At 65.1% G+C, this 22516-nt stretch carries 20 protein-coding genes; 9 read left to right on the top strand and 11 right to left on the bottom strand.

Annotated elements, in window-relative coordinates:
• Positions 1-50 precede the first annotated feature (50 nt).
• The 3 genes from BCCGELA001_RS20545 (at position 51) to BCCGELA001_RS20535 (ending at position 4575) form a co-directional block, all read left to right on the top strand.
• Positions 51-1727 (top strand): glutamine--tRNA ligase/YqeY domain fusion protein, encoded by a 1677-nt coding sequence (locus BCCGELA001_RS20545; protein WP_060736179.1) that lies wholly within the window; start codon positions 51-53, stop codon positions 1725-1727.
• A gap of 9 nt (positions 1728-1736) precedes the next feature.
• A complete protein-coding gene (locus tag BCCGELA001_RS20540) occupies positions 1737-2123 on the top strand; it encodes a YybH family protein (RefSeq protein WP_060736178.1) in 387 nt (128 codons plus the stop codon).
• Positions 2124-2295: 172 nt separating this feature from the next.
• Positions 2296-4575 carry a ComEC/Rec2 family competence protein gene (locus BCCGELA001_RS20535; protein WP_060736177.1) on the top strand — a complete coding sequence of 760 codons (2280 nt, stop codon included), beginning with the start codon at positions 2296-2298 and terminating at the stop codon, positions 4573-4575.
• Positions 4576-4584: 9 nt separating this feature from the next.
• Here BCCGELA001_RS20535 and BCCGELA001_RS20530 read toward each other — a convergent pair whose 3' ends face one another.
• The 4 genes from BCCGELA001_RS20530 to BCCGELA001_RS20515 all read right to left on the bottom strand — a co-directional run bounded on the left by BCCGELA001_RS20530 (position 4585) and on the right by BCCGELA001_RS20515 (position 8669).
• Positions 4585-5526 carry a GAF domain-containing protein gene (locus BCCGELA001_RS20530; protein WP_060736176.1) on the bottom strand — a complete coding sequence of 314 codons (942 nt, stop codon included), beginning with the start codon at positions 5524-5526 and terminating at the stop codon, positions 4585-4587.
• 222 nt (positions 5527-5748) lie between these two features.
• Positions 5749-6186, bottom strand: coding sequence for a hypothetical protein (locus BCCGELA001_RS20525; protein ID WP_008547420.1), 438 nt, complete (start codon positions 6184-6186; stop codon positions 5749-5751).
• 392 nt (positions 6187-6578) lie between these two features.
• On the bottom strand, positions 6579-7280 hold the full coding sequence (lexA, locus tag BCCGELA001_RS20520; protein ID WP_060737749.1) for a transcriptional repressor LexA: 702 nt from the start codon (positions 7278-7280) through the stop codon (positions 6579-6581).
• Between the two features lie 177 nt (positions 7281-7457).
• Positions 7458-8669 (bottom strand): molybdopterin molybdotransferase MoeA, encoded by a 1212-nt coding sequence (locus BCCGELA001_RS20515; RefSeq protein WP_060736175.1) that lies wholly within the window; start codon positions 8667-8669, stop codon positions 7458-7460.
• 359 nt (positions 8670-9028) lie between these two features.
• Between BCCGELA001_RS20515 and BCCGELA001_RS20505 the strand changes: the two genes are divergently transcribed.
• Entirely contained in the window at positions 9029-9322 is a 294-nt protein-coding gene (locus BCCGELA001_RS20505; RefSeq protein WP_008547406.1) for a type II toxin-antitoxin system RelE/ParE family toxin, read from the top strand.
• A 460-nt stretch (positions 9323-9782) separates the two neighbouring features.
• Here the strand turns inward: BCCGELA001_RS20505 and BCCGELA001_RS20495 are convergent, their stop codons facing one another.
• Positions 9783-10406 (bottom strand): HAD-IA family hydrolase, encoded by a 624-nt coding sequence (locus BCCGELA001_RS20495; RefSeq protein ID WP_060736173.1) that lies wholly within the window; start codon positions 10404-10406, stop codon positions 9783-9785.
• Positions 10407-10420: 14 nt separating this feature from the next.
• Positions 10421-11554: an alpha-hydroxy acid oxidase gene (locus tag BCCGELA001_RS20490; protein ID WP_060736172.1), complete on the bottom strand. Its 1134-nt coding sequence runs from the start codon at positions 11552-11554 to the stop codon at positions 10421-10423.
• A 289-nt stretch (positions 11555-11843) separates the two neighbouring features.
• Here BCCGELA001_RS20490 and BCCGELA001_RS20485 point away from each other — a divergent pair, with 289 nt between their 5' ends.
• Entirely contained in the window at positions 11844-13181 is a 1338-nt protein-coding gene (locus BCCGELA001_RS20485) for a S41 family peptidase (RefSeq protein WP_060736171.1), read from the top strand.
• A gap of 122 nt (positions 13182-13303) precedes the next feature.
• Here the strand turns inward: BCCGELA001_RS20485 and BCCGELA001_RS20480 are convergent, their stop codons facing one another.
• The gene (locus BCCGELA001_RS20480) at positions 13304-16036 is read right to left on the bottom strand and encodes a bifunctional diguanylate cyclase/phosphodiesterase (RefSeq protein WP_060736170.1); all 2733 of its coding nucleotides are present in this window, start codon (positions 16034-16036) and stop codon (positions 13304-13306) included.
• 314 nt (positions 16037-16350) lie between these two features.
• Here BCCGELA001_RS20480 and BCCGELA001_RS20475 point away from each other — a divergent pair, with 314 nt between their 5' ends.
• Positions 16351-16515, top strand: coding sequence for a Flp family type IVb pilin (locus BCCGELA001_RS20475; protein WP_008571925.1), 165 nt, complete (start codon positions 16351-16353; stop codon positions 16513-16515).
• Positions 16516-16521: 6 nt separating this feature from the next.
• Here the strand turns inward: BCCGELA001_RS20475 and moaC are convergent, their stop codons facing one another.
• From moaC to BCCGELA001_RS20455, 4 genes are read right to left on the bottom strand one after another with little or no spacing between them, the layout of a single operon-like run.
• The gene (gene moaC, locus BCCGELA001_RS20470; RefSeq protein WP_060736169.1) at positions 16522-17046 is read right to left on the bottom strand and encodes a cyclic pyranopterin monophosphate synthase MoaC; all 525 of its coding nucleotides are present in this window, start codon (positions 17044-17046) and stop codon (positions 16522-16524) included.
• A 1-nt stretch (position 17047) separates the two neighbouring features.
• Positions 17048-17869 carry an indole-3-glycerol phosphate synthase TrpC gene (gene trpC, locus BCCGELA001_RS20465; RefSeq protein ID WP_008547365.1) on the bottom strand — a complete coding sequence of 274 codons (822 nt, stop codon included), beginning with the start codon at positions 17867-17869 and terminating at the stop codon, positions 17048-17050.
• Between the two features lie 7 nt (positions 17870-17876).
• Positions 17877-18890: an anthranilate phosphoribosyltransferase gene (trpD, locus tag BCCGELA001_RS20460; protein ID WP_008547364.1), complete on the bottom strand. Its 1014-nt coding sequence runs from the start codon at positions 18888-18890 to the stop codon at positions 17877-17879.
• A 14-nt stretch (positions 18891-18904) separates the two neighbouring features.
• Positions 18905-20803 (bottom strand): SurA N-terminal domain-containing protein, encoded by a 1899-nt coding sequence (locus tag BCCGELA001_RS20455; protein ID WP_060736168.1) that lies wholly within the window; start codon positions 20801-20803, stop codon positions 18905-18907.
• 45 nt (positions 20804-20848) lie between these two features.
• On the opposite strand from BCCGELA001_RS20455, the gene BCCGELA001_RS37215 reads away from it, so the two are divergent.
• The 3 genes from BCCGELA001_RS37215 to secG all read left to right on the top strand — a co-directional run bounded on the left by BCCGELA001_RS37215 (position 20849) and on the right by secG (position 22360).
• Positions 20849-21085, top strand: a complete 237-nt coding sequence (locus tag BCCGELA001_RS37215; protein WP_144441389.1) for a hypothetical protein — start codon at positions 20849-20851, stop codon at positions 21083-21085.
• Positions 21082-21837 (top strand): triose-phosphate isomerase, encoded by a 756-nt coding sequence (tpiA, locus tag BCCGELA001_RS20450; RefSeq protein ID WP_060736167.1) that lies wholly within the window; start codon positions 21082-21084, stop codon positions 21835-21837. Before BCCGELA001_RS37215 ends, tpiA begins: the two co-directional genes overlap by 4 nt.
• A 139-nt stretch (positions 21838-21976) precedes the next feature.
• Complete coding sequence (gene secG, locus BCCGELA001_RS20445) at positions 21977-22360, top strand: preprotein translocase subunit SecG (RefSeq protein WP_008547351.1); 384 nt, start codon at positions 21977-21979, stop codon at positions 22358-22360.
• The last annotated feature ends 156 nt before the right edge of the window (positions 22361-22516 follow it).

The following is a 22516-nucleotide window of genomic DNA, read 5'->3' as shown; positions in this document are numbered from 1 at the left end:
CCACGCGAATTTGGCAGAAGGTCCGCTGATTTCCCTACAGGATTTTCGTAATGACAGAACCGGTGGCAGCTGAGGTTGGGCGCGATTTCATTCGTGACATCATCCAGGCCGACCTCGAGCAGGGCAAGTACAAGGAAATCGTGACCCGGTTCCCGCCGGAGCCGAACGGCTATCTGCATATCGGCCACGCCAAGTCGATCGCGCTCAATTTCGGCATCGCGCAGGAGTTTCCGGGCCGCTGCCATCTGCGCTTCGACGACACCAACCCGGTCAAGGAAGAGCAGGAATATATCGATTCCATCCAGGCCGACGTGCGCTGGCTCGGCTTCGACTGGGGCAAAAACCTGTTCTTCGCCTCGGACTATTTCGATCGCCTGTACGAATGGGCGGAGCAACTGATCCGCGACGGGCTCGCCTATGTCGACGATCAGACCCAGGAGGAGATCCGCCTCTCGCGCGGCACGCTGACCGAGCCCGGCAGGAACTCGCCCTTCCGCGATCGCGCGGTGGAGGAGAACCTGGACCTGTTCCGCCGCATGAAGGCCGGTGAATTCCCGAACGGCGCGCGCGTGTTGCGGGCCAAGATCGACATGGCCGCGGGCAACATCAATCTGCGCGATCCCGTGCTGTATCGGATCCTGCATGCGCATCATCCGCGCACCGGCACCAAATGGAGCATTTATCCGAGCTACGACTACGCGCATGGCCAGTCGGACGCGATCGAAGGCATCACGCATTCGATCTGCACGCTGGAGTTCGAGGATCACCGGCCGCTCTATGACTGGTTCATCGAGAAGTTGCCAGTGCCGTCCGAACCGCATCAGTACGAATTCGCGCGGCTGAACCTGACCTACACGCTGCTGTCGAAGCGCGTGCTGACCCAGCTCGTCCGCGACGGCCATGTCGCGGGCTGGGACGATCCGCGCATGCCGACCGTGGCGGGGATGCGCCGCCGTGGCGTGCCGCCGGCTGCGCTGCGCGAATTCGTCAAGCGCATCGGTGTGGCCAAGGCCAACAGTGTGGTCGACGTCGGCATGCTGGAGTTCTGTATTCGCGAGGAGCTGAACCGCACGGCGCAGCGGCGCATGGCCGTGTTGAAGCCGCTGAAAGTGGTAATCGAGAACTATTCGGAAGGGCAGACCGAGGAGCTCGAGGCGATCAATCATCCTGATGATCCCTCGGCCGGCACGCGCAAGATCACGTTCGGCCGCGAGCTCTATATCGAGCAGGACGACTTCATGGAGAACCCGCCGAAGAAGTTCTTCCGCCTGTCGCCCGGCAACGAGGTGCGGCTGCGCTATGCCTATTTCGTCAAATGCACCGGCGTGATCAAGAACGACGCGGGCGAGGTGGTGGAGCTACGCTGCACCTACGACCCCGCAACCAAGGGCGGCAACGCGCCCGATGGCCGCAAGGTCAAGGCGACCATGCACTGGCTGCCGGCGGCGGCATCGAAGCCGGCGGAGATCCGCATCTACAACCAGCTGTTCTCCAATCCGAGCCCGGACGCTTCGAACTTTGCGGCCGATCTCAATCCGAACTCGCTCGAGATCCTGTCCGACGCGCGGATCGAGGCTTCCGTTGCGGAGAGCAATTCCACCGAGCCGATGCAGTTCGAGCGCCAGGGCTATTTCGTGCGCGACAAGGACTCGACGTCGGGCAAACCGGTGTTCTCGCGGACGATCGGCTTGCGCGACACGTTCGCCAAGGAAGTCGCCAAGGGCTAGGGGACAGTAATGAGCAGCGAAGCCGACAACATCGTTTCAGCCATCATCGCGAAATGGTGCGCCGGCTTCGCAAGGCTCGACGCTGCGGCGCTGTCGTCGCTGTATTCGAAGAACGCGTTCTTCTTCGGCTCCAATCCCAAGCTCTATCGGGGCCGGGACGGCGTTGCCGATTACTTCAACGGCCTGCCGCGCTGGCGCAAGCCAAGCGCGACCTTCTCCGAGGTGTACGCAGCGCAAGCAGGCCCTGATCTGATCAACATCGGCGCCACCATCACCTTCGATCTTGCCGGCGAACGTCCCGATCTGGTCGTCAAGATGAGCTGGGTCATCACCCGCGAGGACGGCGAGTGGAAAATCGTCAATCACCACGCCTCGTCGAAGGCGCCGCTGATCTGACGCGAGACGATACGACATCGTCATTCGGACTGTCGGCCAAGGCCTCGGTGGCCTTGCCCAGAGTCAAAGTAAAGTAGGGCGCTGCACCGACTGTTCCTGATCCGTACCCTATTCGCACATCCGCACGGTCCGGTAGCCTCTGCACCTGTCGCGTATCGTAAGGTGCAGGGGAATGGCGGAGCCGGTCCGGCCAATACGCTCCCAGGGAGTTGCCGGGACGTGGCCGCTCGGCCGCGCCACGCCGGCTGGCGGCCTTGCACCTGTTGGCTTTGGCCTCTGGCCCGCGATCGTCGAGACATTGCGCGGCTGGGCCCGCGCGGAAGCCGGTCCGGGGCGCCTGCTGCCGTGGGTGCCCGTCGCCTTCGGGGGCGGCATCGCGCTCTATTTCGCCGCCGATCATGAGCCGGTGCTCTGGGTCGTCGCGGCGACGGCTGCCGCGCTCATGCTCGGCGCGGTGCTGCTCCGGCGCAGCCGGCTGTTCGCCCCCGCGATCATGATCGCAGCGCTCGCTGCCGGCTTTGCCATCGCGACCTGGAAGACGGCGCGCGTTGCTCATCCCGTGCTGGCCAAGCCGCTCTATTCGGTGTCGCTCTCGGGTTTCGTGGAAGCACGCGACATCCGCGAGCGCACGGACCGTTTCGTGCTGCGCGTCACCGCGATGGAGGCGCAGCGCAGCGACGTCAAGCTGGAGCGCGTGCGTCTGTCGGTGCGCAAGGGGACGGCGCCGGAAGTCGGCAGCTTCGTGCAGCTGAAGGCGCGGCTGATGCCGCCGATCTCGCCGGTGCGGCCCGGCAGCTACGACTTCTCCCGGGACATGTATTTTCAAGGCATCGGCGCCTCCGGCTTCGTGATGGGAACGATCGCGGCGTCGATGCCGCCGGAGGCCGGCGGCTTGCGGTTGCGCTATGCGGCGTTCATGCAGGGCCTGCGCGATGCGATCGATGCGCGCATCCGCGCGACGCTCGAGGGCGACAATCGCGCGATCGCAACGGCGCTGCTCACCGGACGGCGTGATGCCATCAGCGCGCCCGTCAACGACGCCATGTTTGTCTCGGGGCTGGGCCATGTGCTGTCGATCTCCGGCTACCACATGGCGGTCGTCGCCGGCGTCGTGTTCTTCGCAGTGCGCGCGCTGCTGGCGTTGATCCCAGGGCTGGCGGCTGGCTTTGCCATCAAGAAATGGTCGGCAGCCGCCGCGCTGGTCGCGGCCGCGTTTTATTTGCTGCTGTCGGGTGCGGAGGTCGCCACGCAAAGGTCGTTCTTCATGACGGCGGTGGTGTTGATCGCGGTCATGGTCGACCGCCGCGCTATCACCTTCCGCACGCTGGCAGTGGCCGCACTCATCGTGCTCGCGGTCGCGCCCGAAGCGCTGGTGCATCCGAGTTTTCAAATGTCCTTTGCCGCAACGCTCGGGCTCGTGGCGCTGGTGCAGATCGGCATGCCGAACCTGTTTGCCTCGCCCGAACATTCGGCAACGGCGCGTGTCGCGCTGTGGGGCGGCCGCGAGATCGCGATGCTGTTCCTGGCCTCGCTGATCGCGGGGCTCGCGACGACGCCCTATGCTGCCTTCCACTTCCATCGTGTCACGCCTTACGGCGTGCTCGCCAATCTCGGCGCGATGCCGGTGGTCTCGGCACTGGTGATGCCGGCGGGGCTGCTGGGACTGATTGCAGCGCCCTTCGGGCTCGACGGCGTGTTCTGGTGGCTGATGGGGATCGGTATCGACTGGATGGTCGCGGTGTCGCGCTGGGTGGCGGCTCTGCCGGGCGCAGTCGGCCGCATTCCAGCTTTCGGCATCGCGCCGTTGATGGCGGCAAGCCTCGGCATCATCATGATGGGGCTGTTGCGAACGCCCTTGCGCTGGTCCGGTGGCCTGGTGCTGCTGGTGTCCCTCACCTGGGGCCTGTCGGTGCGCCAGCCCGATATCCTGATTGCCGGGGACGGCACGAGCGTCGCGGTGCGGGGCAAGGACGGGCAGCTGCACGTGATCCGAGCGAGCAAGGACAGCTTTCTGCTGAAGGAGTGGCTGGCGGCCGACGCCGATCCGCGCGACGCCGCAACCAATTCGCTGGCCGATGGTGTGTCATGCGACGAAACCGGCTGCGTGACGCCGCTCGCCGACGGGCGGCTGGTCGCGCTGTCCCTGCGCGTCGACGGTCTTGCCGATGATTGCAGCCGCGCCGCGCTGGTGGTGACGGCGCGGCCAGCACCCTCCGGCTGCGCGGCCATGGTGGTCGACCGTCCGCGCCTTGCAAGCCAGGGCGCGCTGGCGCTGACGCAGCGTGGCGACGGGTTTTCGGTTCAGACCGTGAGGGCCAGAGGCACAAGCCGGCCCTGGTTGCCGGCCGGCGCCGGCGAGGGCGATTTCGACGGCAGCCTTGTTCCGAAGACGGCAGCGCCCCGGAGCCGGGACGCAACGCCGGCAGAGACCGACCTGCAGGCTGACGATTGAGCAGATGCGCTACAGATACCAAGCCAGCACGGCGTCTAGACCGGCGCTGCCGATGACCGGCAGGGCCACCATCTGGCTTAGCCCGGCTGCGCGGGCCTCTGCAGCCGCGATCGAGCCGTCATGTGCGAGATCATCGCTAATCGCGGGCATGCCCGTGGCCCAGGCGCCCCCGATGCTCCCGTCGCTCCTGGCGATTGATGTCGTCGCATAGAGTTCGGCAAGGTCGGTTTGCGCGCTGCAATCGCCGGCGCGGAAGACCAGCGCAGAGCGAGCCTCGTTCGGGACCCAGATCTCGAAGCGCCGTGCGATCGGGGTGGCCTGTGCGGAGAGGAAGGTCAGCACCCAGCTCTGGTCGGCGCCGGTGCGGTAGGGCACGCCGACGCCGAGATTGATCCCGATTTCGGCGGCTTCTTCCCAGCGCAGAAAACTCTTGGCGTTGTGCAGGTCCTTGATGATCAGCGGCAGGCCGGCCTTCCAGGTGCGTCCCGGCAGGCCGAAGCCGCGCGGGAATCTGGTGTGGCGGGAGTTGAATTCGAACATGTCGGCGGTGCCATAGTAACCGTCGACAAGCCGCATCTCGTGGGAGACATCGGGGTCGTTGTGCCAGAGCTCGAGCGCCCCGACATGCGCTTCGTCATCGCCGCAGAACAGCACCATCACGGCCTGCAGGAATTCGCCGGCGAAGACCGGCACCGCGACGCCGCATGTGAGGCCCGCTGCGAGCGCCTGATCGGTCCGCTTGAAGTAGGAGTTGGCGAATTTGGTGAGGATCACCGGATGGCCGCTGGCCCACGCTTTGCCGGGCAACCCCTCGTCATAACCGAAGCGCAGATCCTCACTCACGGCTTTGAATGCGGACAGCCCTTCACCGTAGAGGCCGCCGCCGAATTCCAGCCGCATGCGCGTGCGATCGGGCACCCAGAGTTCGACGACGCGAATGAAGGCTTTCATCGACCATGTCCGCTGTGTCAGGTCCCGACAGCATCGGTCATTTGACGGTCGAGCGGACGTTCAAAATTCAGGCAGGGCGGCCCAAACTTCGTGCGCAGAGGCGAAGGGCACTCGGTCGGCTGGTTGGATGTCGCGAGCGCCAAACCGCTCCATGTCGCCGGCCGCGGCCGGCGAATGGCAATTTCAATTCTGGTCTCCGACCTGGACGGCCGGGACGGCGCATCAGCCGATCGGCAGGCGGGGCGTTGGGCTCGGGCGGCTGTCTGCGATGATCTGCGGCTTGTGCTCGCGCTCGCTGACCGGCTGCGTCACGGGCAGTTGCAGCACCGTTGCGCGCTGGCCTTCGACGAGCTGCGTCACCAGCACGTATTTGCCATCAGGAAATTCGATCGCGTCGTGATGGCGATCGGGAATGTGCGGATCGATCTTGCCGAACTTGCCGACGCGGGAGTTGATGGTGCGCGTCCAGATCCAGCGATTGTCGTAACGGACGTTGTCGGCGAAGGCGAGCTCCGTTCCCGGCAGCAGGCAGACGGCCACGGTCGGATCTGCCGCGGAAGCAAAGCCGCGCGTCGAGGTGCCGCGGAACGTCGTGGAGACGATCGTCTCGCCAACTTCGGCGGGACGCGATGCAACGGCATGCAGGCTGTAGTCACACATCGGGTGCTCCTCATGCGAAGATAGCAACCCGCGCCTCTTTCGGAGGCGCAAGCCTCTATCAGAGTGGAAGCATGTAACGCTCTGCTCGGTTGTAGGCGAATCTGCGGCTGGCGTTCGCGAGACGCGATCACATTATCTTTTTCAGATTCACTAGGAACAAAGCTCATTTCAGCGCATTCGGGGACCACGAACGCCTGTGGCCGCGAGCGGTGAGGCATCCTTGTCTGCTCGATCTTTCGAGCTCAGACGCGATGAGCGCTTGGCCGCGACACGCAGAGTGTGTCGTGCTGAATGAGGGCCGGACAATCTGCGCAAGACCGGAAAGACTGCCCAGCCGGAGCGGACGCATCCGCTCCAATCGGGATCATCGGTATCGAATGACCGCCGGGCGGTCAGTACTTGCGGTACAGCCCGATCAGCTTGCCCTGAATCTTCACCCGGTTGGGCGGCAGGATGCGCACCTCATAGGCGGCGTTGGCGGGCTCGAGCGCGATCGAGGCACCGCGGCGGCGGAAGCGCTTGAGCGTCGCTTCCTCGTCGTCGATCAGCGCCACGACGATGTCGCCGGTATCGGCGCTCTCGTTGCGCTGGATCAGCGCCATGTCGCCGTCGAGGATGCCGGCCTCGACCATCGAATCGCCGCGCACTTCGAGCGCATAATGTTCGCCGGAGCCGAGCATGTCCGGCGGGACGCTGATGGTGTGACTGCGGGTCTGCAGCGCCTCGATCGGCGTGCCGGCTGCGATGCGGCCCATCACGGGCACGGCAACCGGACGCTCACCCTCGTCCGCGGGCGGGCTGGAGCTCGCACGGATCTTGCCGAGATTGCCCTCGATCACGCTCGGCGTGAAGCCGCGGCGGTTGCCGGCAGCGGCCTGGAGCTCGGGCAGCTTGATCACCTCGATGGCGCGGGCGCGGTTGGGCAGGCGGCGGATGAAGCCGCGCTCCTCGAGCGCGGTGATCAGGCGATGGATGCCTGACTTCGAGCGCAGGTCGAGCGCATCCTTCATCTCGTCGAAGGAGGGCGGCACGCCGCTTTCCTTCAGACGTTCGCTGATGAACCGCAGAAGCTCGTATTGTTTGCGCGTTAACATCTCGACCAAAGTCCCCCGGTTGATGTCGTTCGATTCCGAGACGCTGTATTGGAGCGGCGAACCGCTACATCCTCGAAACAAATCATGAACGGACACTATATGTTCGATACATGTTCCGCAACTGCTTAATTTACCGTGAACGCCGCAAAGTTCGCGGAACGCGTGTGGGGGATGCGTTCAGGCGGGCAGGCGCAGCACCTCGCAAGGCGTGCCGGCTTCGGCCCTGGGGGCGAACGGCGCGCGCACGAGAAGTGCCTGTGCCGCAGCAAGATTTGCAAGCAGCGAGGAATCCTGGTGGTTGACGGGAATAGCGACGAGCGCGCCGTCATCGCGCTCCTCCAGCCTCGCGCGAAGATAATCCGCGCGCATGTCGTTTGCGCCGACGTCCTTGCCGAGCACGGCGCGCTCGTGGCGATGATGAATCTCGGATCGGCCCGACAGGGCGCGAATCAACGGCACCATGAACAGGAAGGCGCAGACATAGGACGAAACCGGATTGCCAGGCAGGCCGATCACGCGCATCGCCCCCAGGCGTCCGTGCATCATCGGCTTGCCCGGGCGCATTGCGATCTTCCAGAACGCCATCGCGATGCCTTCGTCGCGAAGGGCTTGCTGCACCAGATCGTGGTCGCCGACAGAGGCTCCGCCTGTCGTGACCAGGATGTCGGCGCCGCTCTCGCGCGCGCGGCGGATGCCGGCGGCGGTGGACCCGAGCGTGTCGGCGGCAATGCCGAGGTCGATGGTCTCGGCGCCCTCGCTGCGGGCGAGCGCGTGCAGGGCATAGCCGTTGGAATAGACGATCTGGCCGTGGCCGGGCGTGGAGCCCGGAAACACAAGCTCGTCGCCGGTGGCGAGGATCGCGACCTTCGGACGACGGCAAACGGGAAGCTGTGGGTAATTCATGGCGGCGGCGAGCGCGAGATCGCGCTCGGTGAGGCGGGCCCCCTTGCGCAGCAGCACGTCGCCCTCGGAGAAGTCGACGCCTGCGGGGCGAATGTGCCGCCCTGTAATGGCGGCTTCCTTGACCGTCACGTGCTTGCCGTCGACGACGGTGTCCTCCTGAATCACGACCGCGTCGGCACCGGCGGGAATGACGCCGCCGGTGAAGATCCGCACCGCTTCACCGGTACCAACGGATGCGGCAAATGGCCGGCCTGCTGCAACCTCGCCGATGACCGTGAGCTTGGAATTGATCTCTGCCGCATCGGCCGCGCGCACGGCATAGCCATCCATCGCCGACATGGCTTCCGGCGGCTGCGTGCGCCGCGCTGCGACGTCGCGGGCGAGCACGCGGTGGAAGGCCGCATCGAGTGCGGCCATCTCGTCAGGCAGCGGCTCGGCACCCGCCAGCACCGCGGCAAGCGCGTCGGAAACCGGCATCAGGGCCACGGGTGAACTCCGCAACAAATCAAAGGACACGATCGGTAAGGTTCTAGCCCAGTGAGAGGATCGACGCAAAAGAGGTCTCAATGGAGTGAGAAAGACGCGCTTCCTTTCGGCGCAACTTGGGCTTATCTTTTGTCGATGACAAAATTGCTCGAAAAGGCTCTTCACGCCGTGCGGCAGCTTCCTGCCGATGATCAGGACGAGATCGCGCGCGCAATGCTGGCTTTGACCGGCTATGCGGGAGAGCCCGAGGAAATCGATGCCGCGCATCTGTCGGCGGTCCTCGAGGGACTCGCACAGGCGAAGCTCCGGCAGTTTGCGTCTGACGTCGAGGTTGAAGCTGCGTTCCGCCGCTTCGAGCGATGAAGCTCAGATACACGCCACGGGCCGCGCAAGATCTGATTGGCATTGCCGAATATGTCAGGGAGCAAAGTCCGCAAGGCGCATTGCGTGTGCGCGCTGCAATCCTTGAATCGCTTCAGAATCTCGTCCGTTTTCCGCGACTTGGAAGACCGCCGAAGGTAGAGGGCGTGCGCAAGCTGGTAACCCGGCGATACCCCTATTTGATTTATTACACGCTCGACGAAGAGGCTGGTGAAGTCGTCATTCTCACCATTCAGCATCCCGCACAGGCGCGCGAGCACTCGGACGCCTAAGGCGGCTCAAATTCTCCGAGGCATGATCCGGAAGGCGAGGCAGACTGGCACCAGGATGGCCATGGCAAGCACGAGAAGAACGAGCGCCACGGCCAGCATGGGTCAACTCCGCGTCGGCCCGTTCGGACTGACGTCCGGGGCGTGGGGACCCTGATCCGTATCGGGCAGCGGGTCGGCCTGCGATTTCAGGTCGGCTGCCTTGCTGATCAGCTTAGCGGAGAGGTCAGAATCCGAGGTGGTTCTGGCGAATTTCATCAGCAGAGAGGCCTGCTTGGTAAGATAGGTTTTGCCCAACACGACGATAAGTCCGATGTAGAAGTCCCAACGGACTCATGAGTCCTGAAGCGGGCATTCGTTCCCGGAACTTTGTATAAAAATATACAGAGGAATTTGGTTCCTCGCCCTCGGCAAAAATAGTTCCCGAGCGCTCCGGTCGATCTCGGCCAGTCCGCGGGACGGATTAAATTCCCAGCGCCCTGAGCGCGTTCCCGACGTCCATGGGCGAGGTCACGTGCACGCAGGTCAGGCCGCAAGCCCGCGCCCCCTCGACGTTCTCGGCAAGGTCGTCGAAGAACACGATTCGGCTAGCTGGCACGCCGATCGCCGCCACGACATGGTCGAACGCCTCCGCATCCGGTTTGCGCAGGCCGATGCTGGACGACAAATAGAGCTCGCGGAAATGGCCGAGCACGCCGGCATATTCCTTCGAGAAATAGTCAATATGCGGCCGGTTGGTGTTGGAGAAGGCATAGATCGGCATCTGCTTGGCCGCGCGCGGCAACAGCTCGGCAATGTCGGGCATCTCGCCGGCGAAGATCGCGTTCCAGCCCTCCAGGAACTGCGCATCCGAAATGCCGATCCCGAGCGATGACCGCAACGATTGGAAATAGTCCTCGTCGCTGATTTTGCCGACCTCGTGCAGCCGGTAGGCCTCGTCACGCACGTAGCGCGCGACGATGGCCTCGGGCTGGCAGCCGGCATGTCCCGCCCAGCAGGCGATTGCCTTGGAGAAATCGATGTCGATCACCACGCGTCCGAGATCGAACAGGAGCGCATCGGCGGTGCCGGGAGAGAGCGAGGTCATTGCGTCCTTTCACGTCAGTATCGATAGGGGTCGTGGTCGAACAGCGGGAACGCGCTGAACACGCTCGGCGCATTGGCTGCGGCCGCCGGATGCAGGCAGGATTTTTCGACCTCGGCGAAGGAGGCGGCCCCCAAGAGACCCAGGCAGCGCAACACTTCGTCCTCCAGCAGCTCCAGCATGCGTAGCACGCCGGCTTCGCCGGCGGCCGCCAGAGCCCAGCATTGCAGCCGGCCGATGCCGACGAGGTCGGCTCCTGCCGCGATGGCCTTGACGATGTCGGTGCCGCGGCAGAAGCCGCCATCGACCATGATCTTGGCACGGCCTTTCACGGCCTCGACGATTTCAGGCAGCACGTGCATGGCGCCGCGGCCATGATCGAGCTGACGGCCGCCATGGTTGGAGACGTAGATCCACTCGACACCATGATCGACCGCGATCCGGGCGTCCTCGGCGGTGGCGATGCCCTTCAGGATCAGCGGGATCCTGAACTTGTCCTTGATCATCTTCACCGTCCGCCATTCCAGGCCCTTCTGGTAGTCGCCGCCGGTCGCGCGCAGGCGGCTCTCGCGAACATAGCGCTTGGCGATGTCACGTTCGCGACGGCTGTAATGGGCGGTGTCGACGGTCAGGCAGAACGCCGCGTAGCCGTTCTTCTCGGAGCGGCTGACGACATCGGCGACGAAGGCATCGTCGCCGCGGACATAGAGCTGGTAGAGCCGCAGCGCGTCGGGCGCGGCTTCCGCGGTCTTCTCGAGGCCCGGCTCCGACACCGAGCTCAGCATGTGCGCCGCACCGAAGCTGCCGGCGGCGCGCGCGACGCTCGCCGCGCCATCGGGATCGAAGATCTCCAGCGCGCCGACGGGGGCGAGCACCACCGGCAAACGCATCCTGCGGCCGAGCTGCTCGACGGAGCCGTCGACCTTGCGAACGTCCCGCAGCACGCGCGGGCGAAAGGCGATCTCGTCCAGCGCCATCCGGTTGCGGCGCATCGTGGTCTCGGTCTCGGCGGCGCCGACGATGTAGTCCCAGGCGTTCTGGTTGAGGTTGGCACGCGCCTTCCTGACGAATTCGTGCAGGTTCTGGAACGGCTCGTTGCTGGCGCCGAGTTCGACGTTCCGTTCCGGCCGGATGCGGGGCGCGTCGTTCATTGTTGTCCTCCCGGGAATTTGAAGTCTTATCGCCATCGCCTATCGCGTCCGGCCCTCCAAAACCATCCTAAAATCGCATAGCTGCAAGGCGTCGGCCCGTCGGCCGAACTGGTCGACCGTGCGATGGTCCTTGAACGTTGCCAAAAGTTTAGGCCCCAACGAAGGGATTTTTGCGGTGTACCGCCGGAGTGGCGTTCCGGGCCTTGAAGAAACCAGAATGATATTGTGAGAAGCGGCTGGATCGCCATTTGCATGGCGCCACCAGCCCCAAGAAAAAGGCTATCTCTCCATGCGGAAAACCCTGCTGTTCCCCCTGGGCGCGCTCACTGGAGCGTGTCTGACCCTTCTGGTAGCCAGTCCCCACGGCGGCGTATGGGCGGCACGGGCGGCAGCGAGCGCGGACGACGCCTATTCCCAGCTCAATCTGTTCGGCGCGGTGTTCGAGCGCGTGAAGGCGAGCTACGTCGAGAAGCCCGACAATGCCAAGCTGATCGAAGGCGCGATCACGGGCATGGTGACCTCGCTTGACCCGCATTCGCGCTACATGAACGACAAAGCCTGGACCGAGATGCAGGAGACCACCTCCGGCGAGTTCGGCGGGCTCGGCATCGAGGTCACGATGGAGGACGGCCTCGTCAAGGTCGTCTCGCCGATCGACGACACGCCGGCCTCGAAGGCCGGCATCATGTCCGGCGACCTCATCAGCAAGATCGACGGCGAGGCCGTGCAGGGCATGACGCTCGAGCAGGCCGTCAACAAGATGAAGGGCCCGGTCGATACCAAGACCAAGCTCACCATCGTGCGCAAGGGCGCCGACGCGCCGCTCGACGTCGCGATCACGCGCGAAATCATCCATGTTCGGCCGGTGCGCTTCCAGGTCAAGAACGGCGATATCGGCTACATCCGCATCACCTCTTTCAACGAGCAGACCACCGACGGGCTGAAGAAAGCGATTGCGTCGATCTCCAAGGAGATCCCGCCGGAGAAGCTCGCGGGCTATGTGATGGACCTGCGCAACAATCCGGGCGGCCTGCTCGACCAGGCGGTGTCGGTCTCGAGCGCATTCCTCCAGCGCGGCGAGGTCGTCTCGACCCGCGGCCGTAGTCCGGAAGAGACCCAGCGCTTCACGGCGCGTGGGGGTGACCTTGCCAAGGGCAAGCCGCTGGTGGTGCTGGTCAACGGAGGCTCGGCCTCCGCCTCGGAGATCGTCGCCGGCGCGCTGCATGACCACAAACGCGCGACGCTGATCGGCACGCGCTCCTTCGGCAAGGGCTCGGTGCAGACCATCATCCCGCTCGGCGCCGGCAATGGCGCGCTGGCGCTGACCACGGCGCGCTACTACACCCCGTCGGGCCGCTCGATCCAGGCCCAGGGCATTGCGCCCGACATCGAAATCCTTCAGGACGTGCCGCCGGAGTTGAAGGGCCGGATGGACACCATGGCGGAATCTCAGATGCGCGGGCATTTGTCGGCCGCCGACGGCGCCGAACAGACCGGATCGCAGTCCTACGTCCCACCGAAGGAGGAGGACGACAAGGCCCTGCATGCGGCTTTCGACTTCCTGCACGGCGTCAGCGCAAATGCGGTTGCCGCCAAGCCGGCGCCGAAGGCGGCGGTGCCGAACTAGATAGACCTCACGATCTTCGGATGATGGATCGCCCGGGAGTGGATCGCCGCTCCCGGGCGAATTCGTTTGAGGGTCTGTCCCGGCGTGCGATCTGCCCAGGATTGCGTCGCGCTCTATCGGATCTAACCGGCCTCGCGCCGGCGGCTCTCGCTGGCGCCGCGCTGGGCGAGACGGCTGCGATGCAGCGCGAACAACTCCAGCATCTTGTCGGCGGGCTTTGCGGCGCTGAACAGATAGCCCTGCATCTCAGAACAGCCGAGCGCGCGGAGCAGACGCTGCTGCTCTTCGGTTTCGACGCCCTCGGCCGTGGTGGTCATGCGACGCGCCGCCGCGAGGTTGACGACCGCCTGGACGATGCTGGCGGAGCCGTCGGGGCGGGCGATGTCGTCGACGAAGCAGCGGTCGATCTTGATCTTGTCGAAGGGGAAGCGGTGCAGATAGCTCAGCGAGGAATAGCCGGTGCCGAAATCGTCGAGCGCGATGCGCACGCCGATGGCGCGAAGCTGGTGCAGGATCGCGAGCGCAGTATCGTCGTCGCGGATCAGCACGGCCTCGGTGATCTCGAGCTCGAGCCGGCTCGCCGGCAAATTGGAGGCGGCGAGCGCGGCCATGATCTTCAGCGCAAGCGTGCCGCTCTTGAACTGCACCGGCGAGACGTTGACGGCGAGGCGGATGTCGTCGGGCCAGCTGGCTGCGTCCCGGCACGCTGTCGCCAGCACCCATCCGCCGATCTCGTTGATCAGGCCGGTGTCTTCGGCGATCGGGATGAATTCGGCCGGTGAGACCATGCCGCGCTCCGGGTGGCGCCAGCGCACCAGCGCCTCGCAGCCGGTGATGCGATCGTCCTTCAGTCCGAGGCAGGGCTGGTAGTAGACCTCGAGGCCGCCTTCGAGCCCACCTTGGGCGATGGCATGACGCAAGTCGATCTCGAGCTGCCGCCGTTCGCGAACCTTGGCGTCCATCTCCGGCTCGAAGAAGCGATAGGTGCGGCGTCCCGCGGCTTTGGCCGCATACATCGCCATGTCGGCGTTCTTGAGAATCTGGTCGAGCGCACTGCCGTGCTCCGGCGCGAGCGCAATGCCGATGCTGGCGTCCGCCGTGAGATGATGACCCATGCAGTCGAAGGGGGTGCGGATGGCATGGAAGACCCGACCGACCAGATCGGTGACCTGGTCCGGTGACGTCACCGCACTCTGCACGATGGCGAACTCGTCGCCACCGAGCCGGGCCACGAAGTCCTCCGGGCCGGCGCAGCGGCGCAGGCTGTGCGCGATCGATTTCAACAACTCATCGCCGACGAGATGGCCAAGCGCGTCGTTGACGCCCTTGAACTCGTCGATGTCGATGTAGTGCACCGCGATCTCTTCGCCGTCCGCGATGGCGGCGAGCTCTTCGCGTAGATGCTCGTGGAACATGGTGCGGTTGGGCAGGTCGGTCAGCGCATCGTAATGGGCGAGATGGGTGATGCGCTCCTCGGTCCGCCGGCGCTCGGTGATGTCCTCATGCGTCGCCACCCAGCCGCCGTCGGCGAGCGGTTCGTTGTCGATCTGGATCGAGCGGCCGTCGGAGGTGTCGATGACCATGGAATTGCGCACGTGGATGTCGCCCAGCACGCGCGCAACGTAGTTGTCGATGTCGCCGGTGAACGAGCCGGTCATCTTGCGATGGGCGATGATGTCGTGGAAGCTGCAGCCGGGCTTCACCACCTCTTTTGACAGACCGTACATCTCGATGTAGCGCTGGTTGCAGATCACGAGCCGCCGCTCGGCATCGAACAGCAGAAGGCCCTGCGTCATGTTGTTGACGGCGCGGTCGAGGCGCTGTTTTTCCAGCGTCAGCCGTTCCCGCGAAAGGCGGTGCTGCTCCAGCAGCTTGCGCACGATCGCGATCAGCACGCCCGCGATGGCGAGCGCCGACGACGCCGCGACCGAGATCAGGATGCCGATCTGCTCGCGCCAGTCCGTCAGGGCCGCCGCGCGCGTTGTTGTCGCCATCATCAGGATCGGAAAATGGGGCAGGGCGTGCGAGGCGATCAGCCGGTCTTCGCCGTCGACGGGGCTGACGAAGCGGCCTGCGAAATGATCGAGCCCGAACACCCTCTGATGCGAGAACGGGCCGGTCTTGAAATTCCGTCCCATCAACTCGCCGGATTGCGGATAGCGCGCGAGCAGCGTGCCGTCTCGATGCAGCATCGAGATCGTCGCCTCTTCGCCGAGCACGACGGTCTCGAAGAACTTCTCGAAGCTGGCCGGCTCGATGCCGCGGCCGACGACGCCCAGGAACTCGCCGTTCGGTCCCACGATCTTGCGGACGATCAGGATGGTCCAGGCGCCCGAGATGCGGCTGTGCAGCGGCTCGATCAGCACGTCGGGCGAGTAGGGATCGTATTTGAAAGTACGGAAGTAGGCGCGGTCGGCGACGTTGACCTTGGGCGCCGGCCACGTCGTCGACGAGTTGATCAGATTGCCCTCGGCGTCGATGACGTTGACTCCGCCCATGTAAGGCAGCGCCTCGATCTTCGAGCGCAGCATCCGGTGGACGTCCTGCCCCGAGAGACGCCTGCGATAGTCCTCTGCAGCGTTGATGCCGGTCGTGCGGACGTGGTCGACGAAGCCCTTCTGAATGACGGCGAAATCCTGCAATTGCTGGTCGAAATGATGGGCGAGCATCAGCACGGTGTTTTCCAGCTCGCGGCTGGCGTTGCGCAGCGCACGTTCGCGGAAATTCTGTGCCATGAGCGTCGCGCCGACGGCGATCGCCACGATCAGCAGCGCGCCGCCCACCACCAGCCAGCGGATCGGTCCGCTGCGCACGAAGGCCTGGTCAAAGAGGCGACTGCCGAATCTCGTCATCATACTGGATCATTGCCGTGCACACGCCAGGATCAATTCTTGAATCCCAAAACATCCGTTGGTTTACGGGAACGGTGTGGAGGCGAAGTTAGGAAGCGCGGTTAACGCAATGTGAACGCTCGCGCACAAAAGCGATCGATGCGCGAGGCGCAAGACCTGCAGGAATTGCCGCAAGCTCCCCGCGATGCCGGTCAATTCCTGCCGGCCGTGTCGCGACTAACCAGGGCTTAACCATCTAACGTGTTGGCGAACCTCGAACGTACGATGGCACGTGATTTGCGAAGACGTCTGCCCACAACGCAGAGAGGGACACGATCATGACGAACATTCTGAAGGACTTCATCGCCGACGAGCGAGGTGCGACCGCGATCGAATACGGCCTGATCGCCGCCGGCATCGCGCTCGCGATCATCACCGTCGTGAACGGCATGGGCAGCAAGCTGAACGCGAAATTCGGATCGATCAGCAGTTCGCTGAAGTGATCGCGCCTACGCGCGGTAGTGGCCGGACTTGCCGCCGAGCTTCTCGACGAGATGGATGCCTTCGATGCGCACGCCGCGCTCCACCGCCTTGATCATGTCATAGACGGTGAGGCAGGCGACCGAGACGGCGGTGAGCGCCTCCATCTCGACGCCGGTGGGGCCGGTGACCTTCACGCTGGCACGGACGAGACAGCCAGGCAGTTTCGCGTCGGGCTCGATGTCGACCGTCACCTTCGACAGCGCGAGAGGGTGGCAGAGCGGGATCAACTCGGAGGTGCGCTTGGCTGCCATGATGCCGGCGATCCGTGCGGTCCCGAGCACGTCGCCCTTCTTGGCGTTGCCGGACACGATCAGATCGAGCGTCGCCTTGGTCATGATGACGCGGCCTTCGGCGACCGCAAGCCGTTCGGTCGCGGGCTTGTCCGACACGTCCACCATGCGCGCCTCGCCGGAGGCGCCGATATGGGTGAGGGCAGGGCCGGTCTTGGACTTGGTTTTGGCGGGCTTCGTCGAGGACGGCTTGCGTGCCATGTCAGCGCGTACCGGTTGCGCGTGCGCCGGGCTCGCGCGCGAGCAGCGAGCGTGTCGCCGCAGTGACGTCGGCCTGCCGCATCAGGCTCTCGCCGACCAGGAAGGTCGACATGCCCACGCGCTCGAGCCTGGCGAGATCGGCGGGCGTGAAGATACCGCTCTCGCCGACCATCAGCCGCTCCCGCGGGATCAGCGGCGCCAGCGCCTCGCTGGTCGCGAGCGTGGTTTCGAAGGTGCGCAAGTTGCGGTTGTTGACGCCGATCATCGGCGAGCGCAGCTTCAGAGCCCGGTCGAGCTCGGCCCGGTCGTGGATCTCGATCAGCACATCCATGCCATAGGCAGTCGCGGCGTCTTCGAGATCCTGGGCGGTGGCATCGTCGAGCGCGGCCATGATGATCAGGATGCAGTCGGCACCATGCGCGCGGGCTTCCGCCATCTGATAGGTGTCGAACATGAAATCCTTGCGCAGCACGGGGAGCGAGGTTGCCGCGCGCGCCGCCACCATGAAGTCGAGATGACCCTGGAACGACGGCGTGTCGGTCAGAACCGAGAGGCAGGCGGCGCCGCCGGCCTCATAGGCCTTGGCAAGCTCCGGCGGATCGAAATCGGCGCGGATCAGCCCTTTCGACGGTGAGGCCTTCTTGATCTCGGCAATCAGCGCGTAGTCGCCACTGGCGTGCTTCGCCTTGATCGCGCGCAGGAAGCCGCGCGGTGCGGCTTGCGCCTTGGCCATCGCCTCGACCGCGGAGAGCGGCTGCGCGTGCTTGGCGGCGGCGATCTCCTCGCGCTTGTAGGCTTCGATCTTGGTCAGGATGTCCGACATGCCAGGCTCAGCCGTTCGAGACCGCAATCAGGTGTTTCAGCTTCGCGTTCGCAGCGCCGCTGTCGATCGACTTCGTGCCGATCGCAACGCCGTCCTTGAGATCCTTGGCGCGTCCGGCCACGACCAGCGCGGCGGCTGCGTTCATCAGTGCGACGTCCCGATAGGGGCTCGGCTTGCCGTCGAGCACGCTTTGCAGCGCGATCGCGTTGGCATCCGCGTCGCCCCCCTTGAGTGCGCCGGCGTCGCAGCGCGACAGGCCGGCTTGCTCCGGTGTCACTTCGAAGTTCCTGATCTCGCCATTGTGGAGCGCCGAGACGAAGGTCGGACCGGTGAGGGTGATCTCGTCGAGGCCATCGGAGCCGTGCACCACCCAGGCAGATTCGGAGCGGAGATTCTTGAGCACCTGCGCCAGCGGCTGCACCCATTGCCTGGAGAACACGCCGACCATCTGCCGCTTGACGCCGGCAGGGTTCGACAGCGGGCCGAGCAGGTTGAAGATCGTGCGCGTCGCCAGCTCGACCCGGGTCGGGCCGACGTTCTTCATCGCGGGATGATGGGCGGGGGCGAACATGAAGCCGATGCCGCATTCGCGCACGCAGCGGCCGACCTGCTCGGGCCGCAGGTCGATCTTGACCCCCAGCGAGGCCAGCACGTCGGCGGCGCCGGAGCGCGACGACAGCGCGCGGTTGCCATGCTTGGCCACCGGCACCCCGGCGCCCGAGACGATGAAGGAGGCGCAGGTCGAGACGTTGACCGAGCCGGAGCCGTCGCCGCCAGTGCCGACGATGTCGACGGCGTCGGGCGGTGCCGTCACGGTCAGCATCTTCGAGCGCATCGCCGTAACGGCGCCGGTGATCTCGTCCACGGTCTCGCCGCGCACCCTGAGCGCCATCAGCAGGCCGCCCATCTGCGAGGGCGTGGCCTCGCCACTCATCATGGCATCGAAGGCGGAAGCGGCTTCGTCACGCGACAGGCTGGCGCCGGTCGCCACTTTTCCAATGATCGATTTCAGGTCGTCCATCGCGTGCTTTCAACTCACTGGTTCGCGCCGGTCACCTGCGCGAAGGCGGCCTGATTAATGGTGGTCCCGATGTCGGTTTCAAGCTTGTTGACGTAGGAGGCGACCTGCTCCTCGGTTTGCGCACGCTCGAGGCTGTCCTTGAGCTTCTTGACCGCCTCGGAGGCGGCGTCGATCGCGGGCTCGACGATGTCGGTGACGCGAAAGACGATGACTTCGCTGCCGCCGCTCACCGCGGTCTGTCCGACGCCATCCTTGGCGGTGCGGAAGGCGGCCGCGACGACGGTGCCGGGCACGCCGGCGGGCGAGTCGTCGCGCTTGAAGCCGCTCGCGGTCTCGACCTTGGCGCCGATCGCGGCGGCCTCATCGGCGAGCTTGCCGCCGGATTCGAGCTTCTGCACCATCTCGGTCGCCTTGGCCTTCAGCTTGGCAGCGATCTGGTCCTGACGCCAGCGCGCCTCGACCTGGTCGCGGACCTCGTCAAGATTGCGATCGCGCGAGGGCGTGATGCCGAGCACGTCGTACCAGACATAGCCGCCCTTGAACGAGATGGCGTCGTTGTCGACGCCGACATCGGTGTTGAAGGCCTGCGACACCACGTCGAGGCCTTGCGGGATATTGGCGACCGGCTGGCCGTTCGGGGCGCGGCCGGAGCGATCGACGGCCTCGATGGTGACGGCGGTCAGGCCGAGCTTCTGCGCCGCGTCGATCACGCTGGAGCCGCCGCCGCGCTCGTCCTCCATCTTGTCGCGGAGATCGGCGACCTTGATGCGCGCACGCTCGGTGGCGATCTCGCGCTTGATGTCGCCGGCCAGGCTGGCGTAGTCCGCCTGCTTGCCCGGCTCGATCTTGTCGACCTTGACGATCGCGACGCCGAGCCCGCCCTGGATCGGCTGGCTGATCTCGCCGGCAGGAAGCGCGAAGGCGGCATCGCCGACCGCGGGCGCGAGCGAGGATTTGGTCACGAGCCCGAGGTCGACGTCGGAGGCGCTGAGGCCACGCTCCTTGCCGAGATCCTCGAACGACATCCCGCCGACGAGGCGCTCGCGCGCGGCCTGCGCGTCGGCGACGTTCGGAAATACGATCTGCTGGATCTGGCGCTTCTCCGGGGTGCCGAGCCGGTCCTTGCGCTGCTCGAACATCTTCCTGGCGTCCTCGTCCGACACCTCGGTCCACTTGCCGATCTCCTCCGGCGAGACCACGACGAAGGAAATCTTGCGGTATTCGGGCGCGCGGAACTGGACCTTGTGATCCTCGAAATAGGCAGCGAGCGTCTCGGGCGAGGGCGCATCGATCTGGCCGGCCTGCGCGGCGTCGAGCTTGACGAACTCGATGGCGCGCTGCTCATTTTGGAAGCGCGTCAGCACGTCCAGCATGGTCTTCGTCGGTTCGACACCTGCACCGATCGTGCCGGTGATCTGCCTGCGCAGCGACACCTTGCGCTGCTCGGCGACGTAGCGCTGCTCGGTGTAGCCGAAATTGCGGATCACGGCCTGGAAGCGGTTCGCATCGAAGCTGCCGCCGACGCCCTTGAAGTTGGGATCGTTCATGATGACCTGGCGGATCTGCTCGTCGGACTGGCCGAGCCCGAGCCGGCGCGCCTCCTCGTCGAGGGCGGCTTCGGCGATGGTCTGCTGGAGCACCTGACGGTCGAGGCCGAAGGCACGCGCTTGATCGGGCGTCAGCGGACGGCCGAACTGGCGGCTGATCTGTTGCAGGCGGTCCGTATAGATCTGGCGGAACTCATTGAGCGAAATCTCGGTGCTGCCGATCTTGGCCACCGTCGACTGGCCGAAGCCCTTGAAGATGTCCGCGATGCCCCAAATGCCGAAACTGACGATCAACACGCCCATCACCACGGCCATAATGGTCTTGCCGAGCCAGTTCGATGAGGCCTTGCGTATTCCTCGAAGCATTTGGTCCAACTTGTTTGGTCAGGAGGGGGACGGGAGCGCGTCTTAATGCAGATTCCGCAAAAGCGCGTCACCAAATTGATCCATCATCATAAAGTGGCGGCTTTCCCCCCGCAACCTTGCGTCAGCCGGCGCTTCGGGGCTGCGGTTAAAAGCCCCAAAGCGTTTTCCAGCGAAGTGGACCCCGGTTCGCGTCAAGAAAACGCGTCAAAACAAGAATCTGGAACTACCGCAGCGGCTCTGCTAGCTCATGCGCAAACCTCATTCAGCTGGAAAACGACATGACCGATGCCATCCGACCGCTGATCGCCGGCAACTGGAAGATGAATGGCCTGAAGGCCCAGGCTGCCGAATTCGACGCCATGCTCAGCGGCGCGGCAGACGTGACCGCCAAGGCCGACCTGCTGGTGTGCCCGCCGGCGACGTTGATCGCGGCCTTTGCCGGGAGGGCGGCAGGCAAGAAGGTCGCGGTAGGGGCCCAGGACTGCCATCCCAAGGCCTCCGGCGCCCATACCGGCGATGTCTCAGCCGAAATGCTGGTGGATGCCGGCGCAACCGCCATCATCGTCGGCCATTCCGAGCGCCGTGCGGACCACGGCGAGGGGGATGCCCTGATCCGGCAGAAGGCGGAGGCGGCCTGGCGCGCCGGGGCGGCGGCAATTGTCTGCGTCGGCGAGACGCAGGCCCAGCGCGATGCCGGCCAGACCCTCGACATTCTGCGCGGCCAGCTCGACGGCTCACTGCCGGACGGATCGACCGCCGCCAATCTGGTCGTGGCCTATGAGCCGGTCTGGGCGATCGGCACGGGTCTTACCCCAACAGCCAAGGATGTTGAGCAGATTCATGGGTTTATCCGGGAGCTCCTGACCTCCCGGTTCAAGACGGACGGCGCCAGGATGCGCATTCTCTACGGCGGCTCGGTCAAGCCCTCGAATGCGGCCGAGCTGATGGCAGTGAAAAACGTCAATGGCGCGCTGGTCGGCGGCGCCAGCCTGAAAGCGGCCGACTTCCTTGCGATTGCCAAGGGCTGTCTCTAGCTCATTGAAACCCTTGGTCCGGGCCCGATCGGGGGTGGCAATGCCCCCTCCGATCGTGTAACACCGCGCAACTTCAGGAAAACCCGCGAAGCGCGCTCGGCCGCCGTCAGGCGCCGCCCGCTTGTGACGGAAGGATACTATGCATACCGTTGTCATCGTCATCCACCTCATGATCGTCGCCGTCATGATCGGCGCCGTGCTGCTCCAGAAGTCGGAAGGCGGCGGCCTCGGCATGGGCGGCGGCGCGGGCTTCATGTCGAGCCGCGGCACTGCGAATCTTTTGACGCGGACCACGGCGATCCTGGCCGTCGGCTTCTTCCTCACCAGCCTGTTCCTGTCCTGGTACGCCGGCTACGACCGCAAGCCGTCGTCGATCATCGGCCAGCCCGGGCAGACCCAGCCGGCCGGCGGGTCGCCGATCGCGCCGCCGACCTCGGGCGGCATCCTGGATTCGCTGAAGAAGGCCGACGAGCAGCAGCAGAACCAGGCGCCGGCAGGCCCGCAGGTGCCGCGCTCGCAATAAAGCAGGGGGGCCATGCAGGACGGCTGCTACCGTCCTGCATCAAAAGTCCCCATCAAGGCACTGTCACCACTCTCAGTTCTGCATCACCCACAGGCCCGCAAAATCTTTGGGGCGGAATGCGAATCGCTTTGGCGAATCGAATTTAGGGGATTAGAG

It is taken from the genome of Bradyrhizobium sp. CCGE-LA001, from assembly GCF_000296215.2.
Classification (GTDB): domain Bacteria; phylum Pseudomonadota; class Alphaproteobacteria; order Rhizobiales; family Xanthobacteraceae; genus Bradyrhizobium.
The sequence above is the reverse complement of the archived record's forward strand: the minus strand, read 5'-3'. Positions and strand labels throughout refer to the sequence as shown.

What these genes read in the sequence shown, in the direction of transcription:
- BCCGELA001_RS20545 (WP_060736179.1), top strand. Translation starts at nt 51, where the DNA reads ATGACAGAACCGGTGGCAGCTGAGGTTGGGCGCGATTTCATTCGTGAC.
- BCCGELA001_RS20540 (WP_060736178.1), top strand. Translation starts at nt 1,737, where the DNA reads ATGAGCAGCGAAGCCGACAACATCGTTTCAGCCATCATCGCGAAATGG.
- BCCGELA001_RS20535 (WP_060736177.1), top strand. Translation starts at nt 2,296, where the DNA reads ATGGCGGAGCCGGTCCGGCCAATACGCTCCCAGGGAGTTGCCGGGACG.
- BCCGELA001_RS20530 (WP_060736176.1), bottom strand. Translation starts at nt 5,526, where the DNA reads ATGAAAGCCTTCATTCGCGTCGTCGAACTCTGGGTGCCCGATCGCACG.
- BCCGELA001_RS20525 (WP_008547420.1), bottom strand. Translation starts at nt 6,186, where the DNA reads ATGTGTGACTACAGCCTGCATGCCGTTGCATCGCGTCCCGCCGAAGTT.
- lexA (WP_060737749.1), bottom strand. Translation starts at nt 7,280, where the DNA reads ATGTTAACGCGCAAACAATACGAGCTTCTGCGGTTCATCAGCGAACGT.
- BCCGELA001_RS20505 (WP_008547406.1), top strand. Translation starts at nt 9,029, where the DNA reads ATGAAGCTCAGATACACGCCACGGGCCGCGCAAGATCTGATTGGCATT.
- BCCGELA001_RS20495 (WP_060736173.1), bottom strand. Translation starts at nt 10,406, where the DNA reads ATGACCTCGCTCTCTCCCGGCACCGCCGATGCGCTCCTGTTCGATCTC.
- BCCGELA001_RS20490 (WP_060736172.1), bottom strand. Translation starts at nt 11,554, where the DNA reads ATGAACGACGCGCCCCGCATCCGGCCGGAACGGAACGTCGAACTCGGC.
- BCCGELA001_RS20485 (WP_060736171.1), top strand. Translation starts at nt 11,844, where the DNA reads ATGCGGAAAACCCTGCTGTTCCCCCTGGGCGCGCTCACTGGAGCGTGT.
- BCCGELA001_RS20480 (WP_060736170.1), bottom strand. Translation starts at nt 16,036, where the DNA reads ATGATGACGAGATTCGGCAGTCGCCTCTTTGACCAGGCCTTCGTGCGC.
- BCCGELA001_RS20475 (WP_008571925.1), top strand. Translation starts at nt 16,351, where the DNA reads ATGACGAACATTCTGAAGGACTTCATCGCCGACGAGCGAGGTGCGACC.
- moaC (WP_060736169.1), bottom strand. Translation starts at nt 17,046, where the DNA reads ATGGCACGCAAGCCGTCCTCGACGAAGCCCGCCAAAACCAAGTCCAAG.
- trpC (WP_008547365.1), bottom strand. Translation starts at nt 17,869, where the DNA reads ATGTCGGACATCCTGACCAAGATCGAAGCCTACAAGCGCGAGGAGATC.
- trpD (WP_008547364.1), bottom strand. Translation starts at nt 18,890, where the DNA reads ATGGACGACCTGAAATCGATCATTGGAAAAGTGGCGACCGGCGCCAGC.
- BCCGELA001_RS20455 (WP_060736168.1), bottom strand. Translation starts at nt 20,803, where the DNA reads ATGCTTCGAGGAATACGCAAGGCCTCATCGAACTGGCTCGGCAAGACC.
- BCCGELA001_RS37215 (WP_144441389.1), top strand. Translation starts at nt 20,849, where the DNA reads ATGCAGATTCCGCAAAAGCGCGTCACCAAATTGATCCATCATCATAAA.
- tpiA (WP_060736167.1), top strand. Translation starts at nt 21,082, where the DNA reads ATGACCGATGCCATCCGACCGCTGATCGCCGGCAACTGGAAGATGAAT.
- secG (WP_008547351.1), top strand. Translation starts at nt 21,977, where the DNA reads ATGCATACCGTTGTCATCGTCATCCACCTCATGATCGTCGCCGTCATG.